The sequence below is a fragment of the Kaistella treverensis genome, from assembly GCF_900114045.1.
Lineage (GTDB): Bacteria > Bacteroidota > Bacteroidia > Flavobacteriales > Weeksellaceae > Kaistella > Kaistella treverensis.
The window spans coordinates 167,649-183,201 of the sequence record NZ_FORQ01000003.1 but is presented as its reverse complement, the minus strand read 5'-3'; the positions used below and the strand labels follow the sequence as shown (position 1 = coordinate 183,201).

General features: G+C 40.5%; 15 protein-coding genes. 9 read left to right on the top strand and 6 right to left on the bottom strand.

The features are described 5' to 3' along the window. Positions 1–7 precede the first annotated feature (7 nt). Positions 8–994 (bottom strand): D-alanine--D-alanine ligase, encoded by a 987-nt coding sequence (locus BMZ55_RS09050; protein ID WP_089820064.1) that lies wholly within the window; start codon positions 992–994, stop codon positions 8–10. A 158-nt stretch (positions 995–1,152) separates the two neighbouring features. Here BMZ55_RS09050 and lpxK point away from each other — a divergent pair, with 158 nt between their 5' ends. Continuing rightward, the gene (gene lpxK, locus BMZ55_RS09045) at positions 1,153–2,178 is read left to right on the top strand and encodes a tetraacyldisaccharide 4'-kinase (protein ID WP_089820063.1); all 1,026 of its coding nucleotides are present in this window, start codon (positions 1,153–1,155) and stop codon (positions 2,176–2,178) included. Continuing rightward, a complete protein-coding gene (locus tag BMZ55_RS09040) occupies positions 2,162–2,980 on the top strand; it encodes a purine-nucleoside phosphorylase (protein WP_089820062.1) in 819 nt (272 codons plus the stop codon). Before lpxK ends, BMZ55_RS09040 begins: the two co-directional genes overlap by 17 nt. Before the next feature lie 69 nt (positions 2,981–3,049). Here BMZ55_RS09040 and BMZ55_RS09035 read toward each other — a convergent pair whose 3' ends face one another. Next, positions 3,050–3,805 carry an NYN domain-containing protein gene (locus BMZ55_RS09035; RefSeq protein WP_089820061.1) on the bottom strand — a complete coding sequence of 252 codons (756 nt, stop codon included), beginning with the start codon at positions 3,803–3,805 and terminating at the stop codon, positions 3,050–3,052. A gap of 139 nt (positions 3,806–3,944) precedes the next feature. On the opposite strand from BMZ55_RS09035, the gene dinB reads away from it, so the two are divergent. From dinB to BMZ55_RS09020, 3 genes are all read left to right on the top strand, one after another. After that, complete coding sequence (dinB, locus tag BMZ55_RS09030; RefSeq protein WP_233701935.1) at positions 3,945–4,994, top strand: DNA polymerase IV; 1,050 nt, start codon at positions 3,945–3,947, stop codon at positions 4,992–4,994. 109 nt (positions 4,995–5,103) lie between these two features. Then, positions 5,104–6,576 carry an alpha-amylase gene (locus BMZ55_RS09025; protein WP_089820175.1) on the top strand — a complete coding sequence of 491 codons (1,473 nt, stop codon included), beginning with the start codon at positions 5,104–5,106 and terminating at the stop codon, positions 6,574–6,576. A gap of 91 nt (positions 6,577–6,667) precedes the next feature. Next, the gene (locus BMZ55_RS09020; RefSeq protein ID WP_089820059.1) at positions 6,668–7,726 is read left to right on the top strand and encodes an NAD(P)-dependent alcohol dehydrogenase; all 1,059 of its coding nucleotides are present in this window, start codon (positions 6,668–6,670) and stop codon (positions 7,724–7,726) included. Between the two features lie 51 nt (positions 7,727–7,777). Here BMZ55_RS09020 and BMZ55_RS09015 read toward each other — a convergent pair whose 3' ends face one another. The 4 genes from BMZ55_RS09015 to ruvB all read right to left on the bottom strand — a co-directional run bounded on the left by BMZ55_RS09015 (position 7,778) and on the right by ruvB (position 11,770). Beyond that, on the bottom strand, positions 7,778–9,046 hold the full coding sequence (locus BMZ55_RS09015) for an alkaline phosphatase family protein (RefSeq protein ID WP_089820058.1): 1,269 nt from the start codon (positions 9,044–9,046) through the stop codon (positions 7,778–7,780). Positions 9,047–9,148: 102 nt separating this feature from the next. Next, positions 9,149–9,778, bottom strand: a complete 630-nt coding sequence (gene coaE / locus BMZ55_RS09010; protein WP_089820057.1) for a dephospho-CoA kinase — start codon at positions 9,776–9,778, stop codon at positions 9,149–9,151. 24 nt (positions 9,779–9,802) lie between these two features. After that, positions 9,803–10,669 (bottom strand): MBL fold metallo-hydrolase, encoded by an 867-nt coding sequence (locus tag BMZ55_RS09005; protein WP_089820056.1) that lies wholly within the window; start codon positions 10,667–10,669, stop codon positions 9,803–9,805. A gap of 78 nt (positions 10,670–10,747) precedes the next feature. Continuing rightward, positions 10,748–11,770: a Holliday junction branch migration DNA helicase RuvB gene (gene ruvB, locus BMZ55_RS09000; RefSeq protein ID WP_089820055.1), complete on the bottom strand. Its 1,023-nt coding sequence runs from the start codon at positions 11,768–11,770 to the stop codon at positions 10,748–10,750. A gap of 159 nt (positions 11,771–11,929) precedes the next feature. Here ruvB and BMZ55_RS08995 point away from each other — a divergent pair, with 159 nt between their 5' ends. The 4 genes from BMZ55_RS08995 (at position 11,930) to paaC (ending at position 15,500) form a co-directional block, all read left to right on the top strand. Beyond that, positions 11,930–13,075: an MFS transporter gene (locus tag BMZ55_RS08995; RefSeq protein WP_089820054.1), complete on the top strand. Its 1,146-nt coding sequence runs from the start codon at positions 11,930–11,932 to the stop codon at positions 13,073–13,075. A 62-nt stretch (positions 13,076–13,137) separates the two neighbouring features. Then, a complete protein-coding gene (gene hutI, locus BMZ55_RS08990) occupies positions 13,138–14,361 on the top strand; it encodes an imidazolonepropionase (RefSeq protein ID WP_089820053.1) in 1,224 nt (407 codons plus the stop codon). Between the two features lie 37 nt (positions 14,362–14,398). Continuing rightward, positions 14,399–14,680 carry a 1,2-phenylacetyl-CoA epoxidase subunit PaaB gene (gene paaB / locus BMZ55_RS08985; RefSeq protein WP_039341363.1) on the top strand — a complete coding sequence of 94 codons (282 nt, stop codon included), beginning with the start codon at positions 14,399–14,401 and terminating at the stop codon, positions 14,678–14,680. 70 nt (positions 14,681–14,750) lie between these two features. Beyond that, a complete protein-coding gene (paaC, locus tag BMZ55_RS08980) occupies positions 14,751–15,500 on the top strand; it encodes a 1,2-phenylacetyl-CoA epoxidase subunit PaaC (protein ID WP_089820052.1) in 750 nt (249 codons plus the stop codon). Positions 15,501–15,553 lie beyond the last annotated feature (53 nt).

The window sequence follows — 15,553 nt, the reverse complement described above, 5'->3', positions numbered from 1 at the left end:
GAAATTTTTATTTTTTAGCTAAAGCTTTTTCTACCTCATTTCCGCACAAATCTTTGATGGAAATTCCGTAAAAAGCAGCTTGTTGTGGTAAAATTGAGGCGGGCGAAAACCCTGGATTGGTATTCATTTCCAACATATAGGGAATTCCATCCATAATAATGAATTCGCTGCGCGAAAAGCCACTCATTCCCAATGCATTATATGCTTTAATGGTGATTTCTTCCACACGTTTTCGCGTTTCATCATCAATTCTGGCTGGTGTAATTTCTTCGGATGCGCCTTCGTATTTGGCTTCATAATCGAAAAATTCTTTGTCCGGCACGATTTCCGTAATACCGAGCACGATGGTTTCACCATTGAAATCGACCGCGCCCACGGAAACTTCCATTCCGTCCAGAAAGCTTTCGATTAATATTTCTTCATCTTCCGCGAAAGCGAAATCTAAAGCTTTTTGAAATTCAGACTGCGCTTTTACTTTAGAAATGCCAAGCGAGGAACCGGATTGGTTTGGTTTCACGAAAAGCGGCAAACCGAGTTCCTTAATAATTTGGTCTTCGTCAATATTTTCACCGTGGCGCAAATAAATACTTTTCGCGGACGGAATTCCGTATTTTGACAAAACCGCCAAAGTATCTTTTTTATTAAAGGTGAGCGCGCTCTGGTAAAAATCGCAGCCGGTATATTTTTGCCCGATGGTGTTCCAATACGCTTGAAGTTCACCATTTTCACCGGGTTTCCCGTGGATAATATTAAAGCAGACATCAAATTTCACTTCAAAACCACTGCTTAATTCTACCGTAAAATCTGCTTTATTAATAGGTGCTTTTACACCGCGATCGTCGACGAAATACCATTCATCTTTTAAAATGACGACTTTATAAACGTTATATTTTTCACGGTCCAGGGAATCAAAAATCAGTTGGCCGCTTTTTAGAGAAACTTTATATTCCTCGGAATAGCCGCCCATTACAACGGCAATGTTTTTTTTGTTCATCAGATTTTACAATAAAAGCAAAATTAAACAAATTGTTTAATAGCCACCGACTAATATGAGATTTTATAAAAAAACTGGCTTTTAGCGGCTAATTTTTTCTTTAAAAATGTAAAGAATCACCTTTTTAGAAGTCTTAAAAAATTGTAATTTCGCCCTCTATGAAAAGATGGTATCTCTACCCTTTTTCCTTAGGTTATCATGTGGCTACGGCAGCGCGTAACACCATGTATAATTGGGGAATTTCTAAATCGACCGCCTTTAAAACGCCGATTATCAACGTCGGAAATCTTTCCGTTGGCGGCAGCGGAAAATCGCCGATGGTGATGTACCTCGCAGAATTGCTCTCGAAACATTATAAAACCGGCGTACTTTCCCGTGGTTACGGCCGCGTAACGAAAGGTTACGGCATTACCAACTACGACAGCAATTATAAAACGGTGGGCGATGAAGCCATGCAGCTTTTTGAAAGGTTTAAAAACCGTTTCGTCATCGCAGTTTCAGAGGAAAGAGTTCCCGGCGCCAAAAAAGTCACTAAAGATATGGATCTGGAAGTTTTGATTTTGGACGACGCTTATCAGCACCGCGCAATAAAACCGGGTTTTAATATTTTGATGACCGATTACGAAGATCCGTATTTCAAAGATTTTCTTTTACCTGCCGGAAATTTACGTGAAAGCCGAAGTGGCGCGCGGCGCGCTCAAATCATCATGGTTTCGAAATCTCCGGAAAACTTGACGGAGGAAAAAAAGCAATTTTTCATCTCGAGAATAAATCCGCGTCACGGCCAAAAAGTATTTTTTTCGAGTATTGGTTACGATGAGAATGTATATTCGAAAACTCAGATATTGCCGGATAATAACCTTTCGTATTACGATATTTTGCTGATTACCGGAATTGCAAATCCGAAACCGCTCGTCAAACATTTAGCTAAATTTTCAGACCGCGTGAAACATCTTAAGTTTCGCGACCATCATAATTTTACCGATCATGACATTAAAAATATTTTGGCAGAATTTAAAAAACTCGGCGAGTATAAGCTCATTCTGACCACCGAAAAAGACTACGTTCGCCTGAAAACTTTTGATTATCTTCGGGACCTTGTTTTCTACTGGCCCATCAATATTACCATCGACCGGAAGGAAGAATTTAACCAAACCATCCTCAACTATGTTGGAAAAAATTAAAGAAACCGCACAATTCATCAAAAACATTATTCATGAAACACCGGATTTTGCGATCGTTTTAGGTTCCGGTTTGGGAAAATTAAAAGATGAAGTAGAACCGATTCACGTTTTGGATTATTCTGAAATCCCGAATTTCCCTCAAACCACGGTTGTCGGTCATGGCGGAAAATTAATTTTTGGTCTGTTAGAGGGCAAAAAAGTGTTGATGATGAGCGGCAGATTTCATTATTATGAAGGTCACGATATTCAAACAGTGGTTTTCCCTTTTCGCGTTTTTCATCTTTTGGGCATTAAAAATTTAATCTTGTCAAATGCTTCCGGCGGTGTGAATCCAGATTTTAATGTGGCTGATGTGATGATCATTAATGACCACATCAACATGATACCGGAACATCCTCTGCGCGGAAAAAATCTGGAAGAATTTGGGCCACGCTTCGTGGATATGAGCGAACCGTACAATCGGCAAATGATAAAAATTGCCCGAAATACCGCCGAAAATCTCGGAATTACTGCACACGAAGGCTGCTATGTCGCGCTACAGGGACCAACTTTTGAAACACCGGCGGAATACGGAATGATTCGCGCCATCGGCGGCGATGCTGTCGGGATGAGCACTGTGCCCGAAGTAATTGTCGCAAAACATCAGGGAATGGAGTGTTTCGGGATTTCCATCATCACCGATGTGGGTGGCCCGGACATCGCCTTCACCGTTTCCCACGAAGAAGTCTTGGCAGCTGCAGATAAAGCAATGCCGAATGTCATTAAAATTGTAAAAGGTGTGGTGAAAAATTATAACTCCTAAATTACATTTCAGCAAAAAATAAAAAAAATGCCCTTTTAGCGGCATTTTTTTTCGTTTTGGATCGTGCTGTTATTTCACACGCACATAAATATGCCTGATGTTTTTTACGCCGGTTTCTCTTTCGTCGATTTCAATTTTACCGATGCTTTTAATTAAAGGTAAAAGTTTTGGAAAACCGAAATTTCGCGGATCGAAATCGGGTTTCTTTTTGATGATAAAACTTCCGAGGTTTCCAAGAAAAGTCCAGCCATCTTCATCACCCAAATCATTGATGCTTTCAGTTATTAATTTAATCGTACGCGAATCTACTTTGCTAAGCGGTTCTTTTTTGCGTTTCGTTTTTTCGGGCTTTTTTGTGGCAATATTTTCAGTTTCCTTTTCAGAATCTTCGGTGTCATTTAAAATTTCCAAATAAATAAATTTATCGCAGGCAGAAATAAACGGCTTCGGCGTCTTTTTTTCACCAAAACCCATCACCATCATACCGGCTTCGCGAAGTCGTGTCGCAAGACGTGTAAAATCGCTGTCGCTGGAAACAATGCAAAAACCGGTAACTTTTTCGGAGTATAAAATGTCCATCGCATCGATGATCAATGCGCTATCGCTGGAATTTTTTCCTGTCGTGTAGCTGTATTGCTGTATCGGCGTAATTGCGTTTTCAAGCAGCACATTTTTCCAGCCGGAAACCGTGGGTTTTGTCCAGTCGGCATAAATTCTTTTGATGGTTGGTGTTCCGCTGCGCGAAATTTCTTCCAGCATTTCCTTCACATTTTTGTACGGGACATTATCTGCATCGATGAGCACTGCTAATTTATCGTCGTTCATAAATTTTTTTAAATTAAATTTTTGTCACTTTCAGTCAAATTTACGGCATTTATCCCAAGGTTTGCGAAATGGTGAAAATCTAAAGTGCATTTCCTAATTTTGCAGCGTGCAAACCGACCGAAAAATTATTCATGTCGATATGGACGCGTTTTATGCGTCTGTAGAGCAACATGATTTCCCCGAACTGAAAGGAAAACCACTCGTGGTCGGTGGCGGCATGTACGGCGTAGTGGCAGCGGCGAGTTATGAAGCACGGAAATATGGAATCCGTTCTGCGATGCCGGGAAAAGTTGCCATGGAAAAATGCCCGCATCTGATTGTGGTGAAACCGCGCTTTGCGCGTTACAAAGAAATTTCGCTGCAAATACGGGCAATTTTTTATGAATTTACCGATTTGGTGGAACCGCTTTCTTTGGATGAAGCTTATCTGGACGTTACCGAAAACAAGAAAAACATCGATTCTGCTCAGGAAATCGCGCGAGAAATCCGTAAAAGGATTTTCGAAGAAACCGGACTCACCGCTTCCGCCGGAATTTCGGTGAATAAATTTTTAGCAAAAGTAGCTTCAGATTACCGCAAACCGAATGGCCAGAAAACCATTCATCCGACACAGATTCTGCAGTTCATGGAAGAATTGCCGATTGAAAAATTCTACGGGATCGGGAAAGTTACCGCAAACAAAATGCACGAACTTCACATTTTTAAAGGTTTACACCTGAAAGAAAAATCTTTGGAAGAACTCGTGCGGCTTTTCGGAAAATCCGGCGCATATTATTATAATGTCGTGCGCGGAATTCATCACAGCGAAGTAAAAGCGCACCGCATCCAGAAAAGCGTCGGCGTAGAAGAAACTTTTTGGGAAAATCTGCTCGATGAGGAGGAAGTTTTCAAGCAGCTGGAAATCATCAGCGAAGATCTGAACAAGCGGCTTTTGACGAAAGAAATTAAAGGAAAATCTTTTACCTTAAAAATTAAATACAAAGATTTCACCGTGTACACGCGTAGTAAGACGCAGGAAGAATATTTCGGAAACGAAAAAAACCTCTTCGAAACGGCGAAAAAATTGTGGGAACTTCGTCCGTTCGATAAACCGGTTCGTTTGCTCGGTTTGTCGCTTTCAAACCTGAACACGCAGGAAAAAAAGCAGGTTTCTGTCCAGCTGAAAATTCCGTTTGAGGAGTTCGATTAATTTGAACTTCAATTTTTTTCCGGAATTAAATTTCATTAAAGAAGATAAAACAGAAAAATATGCCGAAATTAGGGGATATTTTTCTATTTCATTAAAATTTTTTAAGCATATGAATCCAACGATGATTCAGTTTTTCCATTGGTATTCCGATGGCGACGCGCAACTTTTTGACCAGATTAAAGATTCCGCTTCTTATTTAAAAGAGCTCGGAATTTCTGCGGTTTGGTTTCCCCCGGCTTACAAAGCTTCGGGCGGCGGATTTTCCGTAGGTTACGATCCTTACGATCTTTTTGACCTCGGCGAATTTGACCAAAAAGGCACAATTCCAACAAAATATGGCACCAAAGAACAATATTTAAATGCGTGCAAAACTCTGCAGGAAGAAGAAATTTCAGTGTATGTGGATATTGTTTTGAATCACAAAGCGGGCGGTGATGAAATGGAAAAATTTCATGTCATTAAAGTAAATCCGGAAAACCGCCAGGAAGATATTTCGGAACCTTTTGAAATTGAATCTTACACCAAATTTACTTTTCCGGGCAGAGGCAACAAATATTCAGATTTTGAGTGGAATTTCACCTGTTTTTCCGGAGTTGATTTCGCCGAAGGTGAGGAAGAAGGAATTTACCGCATTATTCAGGATTACTGCGAAGGTTGGGAAGAAATGATTTCTGATGAAAAAGGAAATTACGATTATTTAATGTACAATGACATTGAACACCGAAATCCCTTCGTACGCGAAGAGCTGAATTATTGGGCAAAATGGTATCATGACCAGGTTCAGTTTGATGGGGTCCGCCTGGATGCGGTGAAACACCAGTCGCCGGAATTTTATCAGGAATGGCTTTATAATTTACGCGCAAATACCGGCAAAAATATTTTTGCCGTGGGCGAATATTGGGCGCCCGGAGAATTATCCCTTCTGGAAAAATATATCGAAGCAACGGCAGGTTCCATGAGCCTTTTCGATTCGTCGTTACAGCAAAATTTTCACATCGCATCGCTTTCCGGGTCGGAGTATGATTTACGTACTATTTTCGACGAAACACTAACTTCTGCAAATCCACTTTTGTCGGTAACTTTGGTGGATAATCACGATACGCAACCGCTTCAGGAACTGGAAGCTCCGGTGGAAAAATGGTTTAAACCTTTAGCTTACGCCTTAATTTTACTTCGGCAGGATGGTTATCCGTGCATTTTTTATCCTGATTTATTTGGTGCACATTACATTGACAAAGACAAAGAAGGCAACGACCAGGAAATTTTCCTGGATAAAGTGGAGAAAATTGAGGAATTGCTGAAAGCACGACAATTTTTCGGGTACGGAATTCAGCGTGATTATTTTGAAGATGCAAACTGTCTGGGCTGGATTCGCGAAGGTGATGAAGAACACGCCGGTTGTGCGGTGGTTTTGAGTAATAAAGATGCCTACGAAAAACCCATGGAAATGGGAATTCAATATGCAGGGCACAATTTCTACGATTATTTGGGCTGGTTTGAAGAAAAAGTAACCATCGACGAAAGCGGCTGGGGAAATTTTCCGGTTCCGGCAGGAAATGTTTCGGTCTGGGTTCCGGAATAAAATGGCCAAATAGCACGGAAAAATTTTAATACTTCATTAACACACATTCTTTTCCGTAGCCAGTATATTTGCGTAAACGAAAAAATAAAATATGGGCGAGACCAATATAAAAGCTTTCGGAACCGCATCGAAAGATGAGGATTTGAAAGAAATGCACATTGAGCGTCGGGAAGTTTTACCTACCGACATTGAAATTGAAATTATGTACTGCGGCGTTTGTCACAGTGACTTGCACACTGCGAGAAACGATTGGGGCGGCACGAAATATCCAGCAGTTCCTGGACACGAAATTATCGGAAAAATTACCAAAATCGGTGCAGAAGTCACTAAATTTAAAGTAGGCGATTTAGCTGGGGTTGGCTGTCTGGTAGATTCCTGCCGCGAGTGCGAAAGCTGCAAACAGGATTTGGAACAATATTGCCTGAACGGTTCCACCGGAACTTATAACGGTCAAGACAAACATTTAAACCAACAAACTTTCGGTGGTTATTCCGAAAAAGTGGTCGTAGATGAAGCTTTTGTTTTGAAAATTCCGGAAAATTTAGATTTAAAAGCCGTTGCACCACTTTTGTGCGCGGGAATTACAACCTGGTCGCCACTTAAGCACTGGAACGTAAAAGAAGGTAGCAAAGTCGCAGTCGTAGGTTTGGGCGGTTTGGGTCACATGGCCATTAAACTGGCCAAAGGTTTGGGCGCTGAGGTAACTTTAATCTCCCGCAGTCCGGATAAAATTCAGGATGGTTTGGATTTAGGCGCAGATGCCGTAGTGATTTCTACCTACGAAAATGAGATGAAAGCCGCACAGGGAAAATTCGATTTGATAATCGATACCGTACCATACGATCACGATATCAACCCGTATATTTCAACTTTAAACATCAGCGGAACTTTAGTTTTGGTCGGTTATATCGGAAAAATGGAGGAAGCTCTTTTCACACCTCCGGTAGTTTTGGGCAGGAGATCTGTGGCCGGTTCACTGATTGGCGGAATTAAAGAAACTCAGGAAATGCTCGATTTCTGCGGTGAACACAATATTTTACCGGAGATTGAAATGATTAAAATGCAGGACATCAACGAAGCGTATGAACGCATGCTAAAAAGTGATGTTCACTACCGATTTGTCATTGATATGGCGTCCCTGAAAAATTAACAGCTTTTGGAAAAACGAAAAAATCCGGTCATTTGAGGCCGGATTTTTTATTTATTTTACGAGAACTTTTCTCGCTGTTGTTTGAGTACCGTCTATTGGTTCTGTGATTTTTAGCTTTAAAATATCGGCTACAATCGGGTACACATTTACATTTTTAAATTCACCAATTTTTTTATCTGTTTTAAAAGCCGGACCGTCCGCAATAAAAACGGCTTTCATTTCCGGCACTTTATACGGATTGTAACCGTGTTTTCCCGCAGAAGTGGTTTTGCCTTCTTCCAGAAATATTTTCGGAGCTTTAGGCATCAAAACTAGATTACCAATCCGCTCGTAGCGGTCTTCTTTGGTTGAAAAGTTTAGCTTGCGCGGAATTCTTTTAGTTAAATAAACCTCGTAATCAGGTGTTTTATTTTTCTTTAATTCACGGTAAACCGAGTTTATTTCGCTTTTATTTTTAACCACAACGCGAAGCAGCGTAATGGAATTGTAAAAATCAAATCGGTTTTTATTTAATAAAATTTCCGGTATTTTCAGCGGATTTTCACGATCTACTGAAATCATTCCGTGATCAGAAACAAAAATAAAGTTCACATTTTTTAGGCCTAAATCGTCCACTTTCTTCACCAAACTTCCCACCGCATCATCCACGAGTTTTACCGCCGCTGCTGTTTCGGCACTTTCCGGCCCGAAATGATGGCCTTTCGAATCTACTTCAGGGAAATATAAGCTGATGAAATGCGGTCTTCTATCCATCGGAAGTTTCAACCAGTTCACTACTTTTTCCACTTTTTCTTCGGGTGAAAATTTTTCGTGGTAATGGTAATAATAAGTTGGTCTCGCTCCGCCGGCATCACTTGCTGCACCCACCCACATCATTGAAGCTGAAACTACATCTTGCTTTTGGGCCAAACTCCAAAGTGGCATGCCGCCGTACCAAGAACCGTTTTCAGCATCTTCCTGTTTGCTCATCGCGTAAGATTTCTGCCGCTTGTAATCGTAAAAGTAATTGTCAATCAAACCGTGGTGCGATGGATACAAACCGGTGATTAAGCTCCAGTGGTTCGGAAAAGTAATGGTTGGAAAACTCGGAATCATCGCTTTTGCAGAAACGCCATTTTCAGCCATTTTTTGCAGGTTTTTTGCCTGAAATTTTTCTACATAATCTGCGCGGAAACCATCGGTTGAAATCAAAATAACATATGGTTTTTGCTGCGCTTCGGGAGAATTAAAACGGTTAGCGACAACTACCTGCGCGGTATCAGCCTGGGAATAGGCAAAACCGAAAAAAAGGGCAAAACAGAGCCGAAAAAATTTATTCATAATGAATTTAAAAAAATATAAAAAGTTTAATTGAAAAATTTAAAATGGAAATTTTGGTCATTAAAAAGCCAAATTTTTAGAAAAAATCTGGCTAGTTATCGTTTATAAAATTGCTTGAAGTTCAGTGAGCACTTTTTCAGTTTCGCGCTGAAGTTCCTCAAAACCGTCATTATTAAAAATAACAAAAGCTGCCATTTTCACCTTATCTTTTTCGGGCATCTGGCGCAGCATGATGGATTCTACTTCGCGGTACGTTTTGTTGTCGCGGTCCATCACTCTTTTCAATCTGCAGTTGTCGTCCGCCGTTACCAAAATGGATTTGAAGCAATCTTCATTTAATTTCAGTTCAAATAAAAGCGCAGTTTCCTTAAACACCAGATTTTTTGACTGCTGTTTTACCCAATTTTCGAAATTTAACTTTACGGCCGGATGAATGAGGGAGTTCAATTTTAAAAGCAAATCAGGATCATTAAAAACGAGATTTGCAACAAATTTCCGGTCGTATAAACCCTCCTGATTATATGCTTTTTCACCTAAAAGCTCAGTGATTTTTCCGCGCAATTGCGCATCTTCATTGACAATTGTTTTAGCGCGCACATCCGAATAATAGACAGGAAATCCCGCTTCTTCGATAAATTTGGACACAGTAGATTTCCCGGAACCGATTCCGCCGGTTACGCCGATAATTTTCGTCTTTTCCCCGGGCTCAGGTTCAGCTTCTTCTTCTATCATAATTTTTTTTAAATTTTTAATGTTTTAATAGCCAAAAACCTCGTTCATAGAAAAGGTTTCGTCTAAACGGATGCCTTTTTCAGTCATTTTAAGGCTGGCGAGTTCGTTGTGAGCGTCGTGCTCGAAAAATAAAAGGTATTCGTTATCCACGCATTGCTTCAAAAACTTTGCCTTTTCTTCCATGGTCAAAAGCGGCCGCGTGTCATATCCCATCACATAAACCTGCGGAATATGTCCCACGGTCGGAATTAAATCTGCCGCGAAAACCACCGTTTTTTCTTGATATTGAATGACCGGCAGCATTTGTTTTTCTGTATGACCGTCGACGAAAATCACATTCATTTTTAAATCCGGTGCAAAACCGTAATTTCCGGTTTGTGGTGTCGGTAAAAACTGAAGCTGACCGCTTTCCTGCATCGGTAAAATATTTTCTTTAAGGAAACTTGCCTTTTCACGCGGATTCGGTTCTGTTGCCCATTTCCAGTGTTCTTCATTGGTCCAGAAATTGGCATTTTTAAAAGCCGGACGATAACCTGTTTTATCATCATTCCACTCTATCGCGCCGCCGCAGTGGTCGAAATGAAGGTGCGTAAGGAAAACATCGGTAATATCTTCTCTTACAAAACCATATTTTTTAAGATTCTTATCCAAATTATCATCGCCCCAAAGCGAGTAATGACCGAAAAATTTTTCGTCCTGTTTGTTGCCGAGACCACAATCGATGAGGATGAGTTTTTTACCGTCTTCCACCAAAAGTGAGCGGGTACCGAGCTCAATTAAATTATTTTCGTCCGCCGGATTTGTACGCTGCCAAAGGCTTTTCGGAACCACGCCAAACATAGCTCCGCCGTCTAATTTAAATTTTCCGCACTGGATTGGATAGAGTTTCATAAAACAATAGGTTTATTTTTATCTGTTTTTGAGACAAATTTCAATTCATACAAAATAACAATTTTATCTTTGAATGGGCTAAAACAGTTCATCAGGTCTTCTCGGAACCGAAATATTCAAATGCTTGTAAGCTTTTTCAGTGACTTCGCGGCCGCGGGGCGTTCTGATGATGAATCCTTCCTGAATTAAAAATGGTTCATAAACCTCTTCCAATGTTTCCGGATTTTCCCCAATGGAAGTTGCTAAAGCAGAAATTCCTACCGGTTTGCCACGGAAATTTTCAATCATCACTCGCATAATCCGGTTGTCCATATCATCAAGACCGAATTCATCAACATTTAAGGAGTTTAAAGCAAATTTTGTAATCTCAATTTCAATTTCTCCGTTACCTTTTATTTCAGCAAAATCACGCACGCGTCGCAAAAGTGCATTTGCAATTCTCGGCGTCCCGCGACTTCTGCGCGCGATTTCCAACGCGGCATCTTCGTAAATTTTTACATCTAAAACCCGCGCGCTGCGCTGGATAATCATCGATAAAAGTTCAATGGTATAATATTCCAACCGTGATTGAATTCCAAATCTGGCGAGCATCGGTTTGGTAAGCATTCCGCTTCTTGTGGTGGCACCAACCAATGTAAAAGGATTTAAACCGATCTGCACACTGCGCGCGTTTGGGCCGCTTTCCAACATAATATCGATTTTGTAATCTTCCATTGCGGAATACAGATATTCTTCTACAATAGGAGAAAGCCGATGAATTTCATCGATGAAAAGCACATCATTTTCCTCCAGATTCGTTAGCAAACCTGCCAAACTTCCGGGCTTGTCCAAAACCGGCCCCGAAGTTATTTTGCAACCAACGCCCAATTCATTCGCAATAATATGCGCTAATGTGGTTTTTCCCAAACCCGGCGGACCGTGCAACAGTACGTGATCCAGGGCGCCGCCACGGTTTTTTGCCGCAGCAACAAATACTTCCAAATTATCCAAAGTTTTGCGCTGACCCGCAAAATCCTGAAAGCTCTGCGGGCGGATTTTTTCCTCTAACATCAACTCATCCGCGGAGAAATTCTCCTGATCCGGATGCAAAAAATCGGGCATTTTATAAAATTTATCCAAAGATATAAAATTTTAAAAGGGAATTTTTTCCATCTTTTTTAAATTCAAAAATTTTCCTGAGATATTTTTTCGGCCTTAAAACGGCATTTTTTTAAAAAAATCAAAAAAGTTTTCGCTTTCTAAATTCGTAATTTTGCACCAATGATTTCAACACCACAAAAGCAAAGAGTTGCTTTATCAGCTTATTTCCTGTTATCGGGAATGTGTTTTTCAACCTGGGCGTCGCGAATTCCCACCATCAAAGATCAATTTAACCTCAGCGAAAGCGATTTGGGAAACCTGCTGATGATTATGCCGGCAAGCGCAATTATCGGTATTCCGCTGTCGGGCTGGCTTGTCGCAAAATATGACAGCCGAATTCCATTACAGTTCGCGAGCGTACTTTTTCTGCTTTCTCTATTTTCAATCGGTTGGGGAATTTCTCTGTTTACGCTGGTCGTTTCTTTGGTTTTATTTTCAATCGCTCTGCGCGTTATCAATGTGGCGATAAACACGCAGTCGCTTTCAATTCAGGAAAAATTTGAAAAAAAAATTATGGGGAAATTCCACGGCGTCTGGAGTATCGGCGGAATTTTAGGTGTGCTATTTTCCACGCTGATGATCAAATTTGAAGTTTCAATTTTTTGGCACTTTTTAGCGGTAATTTCTCTCGGATTGCTTATTGTCATTAGCATGTTCCCTTTTCTAATTAAAAATGACAAAGCAAAAACCAGCAATCCGTTCCGGTTCCAGAAACCCAGCAAATATATTTCACTATTGGGATTCATGGTTTTTTTCGCGGCGATCTGCGAAGGCGGAATGTACGACTGGAACGGCGTTTACCTGCAGGAAATCGTGCATCAGGAAGTTTTTACCTACGGATATTTGCTGTTTATGGTTTGTATGACGATTTCGCGGCTAACCATCGATAATCTGATGGGCAGATTTGGTATGCAGAAACTCTACATCACCAGCTCGGTTTTAATTACAGGCGGCGTACTTCTCGCCACCATTTTTCCTTATTTGGTACCCGTTTTAATTGGGTTTTGTATGGTAGGTTTTGGCGTTTCGGGGCTTTATCCGATGACTTTTATTTTGGCCGGAAAAGCAAAAAAATATTCGGTGCCAATTGTAATTTCAATTATCAGCACCTATTCTACCGTCGGGATGTTTTTAGGACCGCCGATAATTGGTTATCTTGCAAGTGCTTTCGGACTTCAAAGAGCCTTTATCGCCTTTATTGTCGCCGGCGTAATGTTTATTCCGCTTTCGAAAATGGTTTTTGACCATTTAAAAAAGACAGCATAAATATTTAGAATTAAATTTTTTCGCCCTAAAACGCCTTTTTTTTGAAACTTTAAATTGCACTTATGAAATTGATCGGTCCTTTTAAACAAATTGTAACGCTTGCAAACCTGCCGCTGAGGGGAAAACTTTCTGATGAGCAGCTGGAAATTATTACTGATGGCGGAATTTTGGTTAAAGACGGAACAATTTTAAAAACCGGAAATTTTACCGCTTTAAAGGCCGAATTTTCTCAAATTAAACTTGAAGAAATTGAAGGTGAACAGGTGTGTTTGCCAGCGTTTACAGATTCTCACACGCACATTTGCTTCGGAGGAAATCGTGCGAACGATTTTGCTTTGCGAAATGCCGGAAAAACTTATCTGGAAATTGCGGAAAGCGGCGGCGGAATCTGGAGTTCGGTTTTACATACCAGAAAAGCGAGTGAAGATGAGCTTTTGCAGACAGTTTTAGAAAGAATAAATTCTCTAATTTCCCTCGGAATTACCACGATTGAAATAAAATCCGGTTACGGTTTGGATGTTGAAAATGAGCTGAAAATGCTGCGCGTCATTAAAAAAGCGCAGAGTTTTACGAAAGCGACCTTGATTCCGACCTGTCTTTCAGCACATTTAAAACCAAAAGATTTTACCGGAAGTTCTGAAGAATATTTACAATTTATTATTGATGAAATTTTGCCCAAGGTAAAAGCAGAAAATCTTGCCAAAAGAGTCGATATTTTTATTGAAAAATCAGCTTTTTTACCCGAAGAAAGCCGGAATTTTTTATTAAAAGCGAAAGAATTAGATTTTGAAATTACAGTTCACGCAGACCAATTCACTTCCGGAAGTTCGCGAATTGCAGTGGAAGTCGGCGCGAAATCTGCCGACCATTTGGAAGCCACGATCGATGAAGATATTGAATTTTTAGCAAAATCAAACACTGTAGCCACCGCGCTGCCAGGCGCGAGTTTAGGTTTAGGTGAAAAGTTTACACCGGCACGAAAAATTCTTGATGCCGGTGGAATTCTCGCCATCGCTTCCGACTGGAATCCGGGTTCCGCGCCAATGGGAAATTTGATTACACAAGCATCAATTTTAGCTACTTTCGAAAAACTCTCTACGGCAGAAGTTTTAGCCGGAATCACTTTCCGCTCTGCATTTGCTTTAAACCTGGAAGACCGCGGAACTTTGGAAAACGGAAAGAAAGCTGATTTAGTCACCTTTAAAACAGATAATTTTCAGAATATCCTTTACTATCAGGGAAGTTTAAAAGCCGAACATATTTTCATAGACGGAGAAAAAGTTTAAAAAAATCTTTATCTTTAAAACCATAAATTTTTGATTAATGAGCAACTTAGATATGTGGGAAGTTTTCATCCAGACAAAACCCGGACTTTCCCATAAACACGCGGGAATTGTGCAGGCAGCAACCGCAGAAATGGCGCTGCAGGCCGCACGCGACGTGTACACACGCAGAATGGAAGGAACTTCAATTTGGGTGGTTCCGAGCAAATATTTGGTGACTTCGGAAGGTGTTGATAAAGAAGCGTTTTTCGATCCGGCAGACGATAAACTCTACCGCCACCCGACTTTCTACGAAATCCCGAATGATGTGAAAAACATGTAAAACCGCGATATGCAATGGCAATAAGCAGCACGCTTATAGCTTAAAGCTTATAGCCTAAAGCTTCAAATAAATGAATCCACTTTTTAATTATACTTTGAAATTAGCTGATGATACTTTGATTTTTGGTCAAAGGTTGGGCGAGCTTTGTGGCCAGGGACCGTATCTGGAAGAAGATATTGCGCTGACGAACATCGCGCTGGACTATCTGGGCCAAAGCAATAATTTCTATAAATACGCGGCGCAAATTCAGGGTGAAGGAAAATCGGAAGATGATCTGGCTTTTCTGCGTTTGGAAAAAGAATATCTGAACTGCCAGCTTTCGGAACTTCCGAACGGCGATTACGCAAATACGCTGCTAAAAGTGTATTTTTTTGCGGTTTACCAAAAAATTCTTTACACAGAATTAATGAAAAGCAGTGATGAACAGCTTTCTGCAATCGCTGAAAAATCGCTGAAAGAAGTAAAATATCACTACACGCACACTTCAACATGGATAAAAATGTTCGCGGGCGGAACTGAAGAAAGCAAAATGCGCCTGCGAAATGCGGTTGAAAATTTATGGGAATACACCGGCGGAATGTTCGCGGAAACGCCGGGTGAAGAAGATTTAGCAAAATTGGACATCGTGCCGAATTCAAAAAATCTGCTCGAAAAGTGGTCAAAAAATATTTCTGAAGATTTCCAGACTTTTGGTTTACAAATTCCGGAAAGTGATTTTATGCAAAAAGGTTCCAGAACCGGCTATCACACGGAATATTTCGGTTTTATATTATGTGAACTGCAATATATGCAGCGAACTTATCCGAATTGTGCGTGGTAAAATTGATGCGGTGATTTGACAATGTGCTAATTTGAAAATTTAAGAATAACACG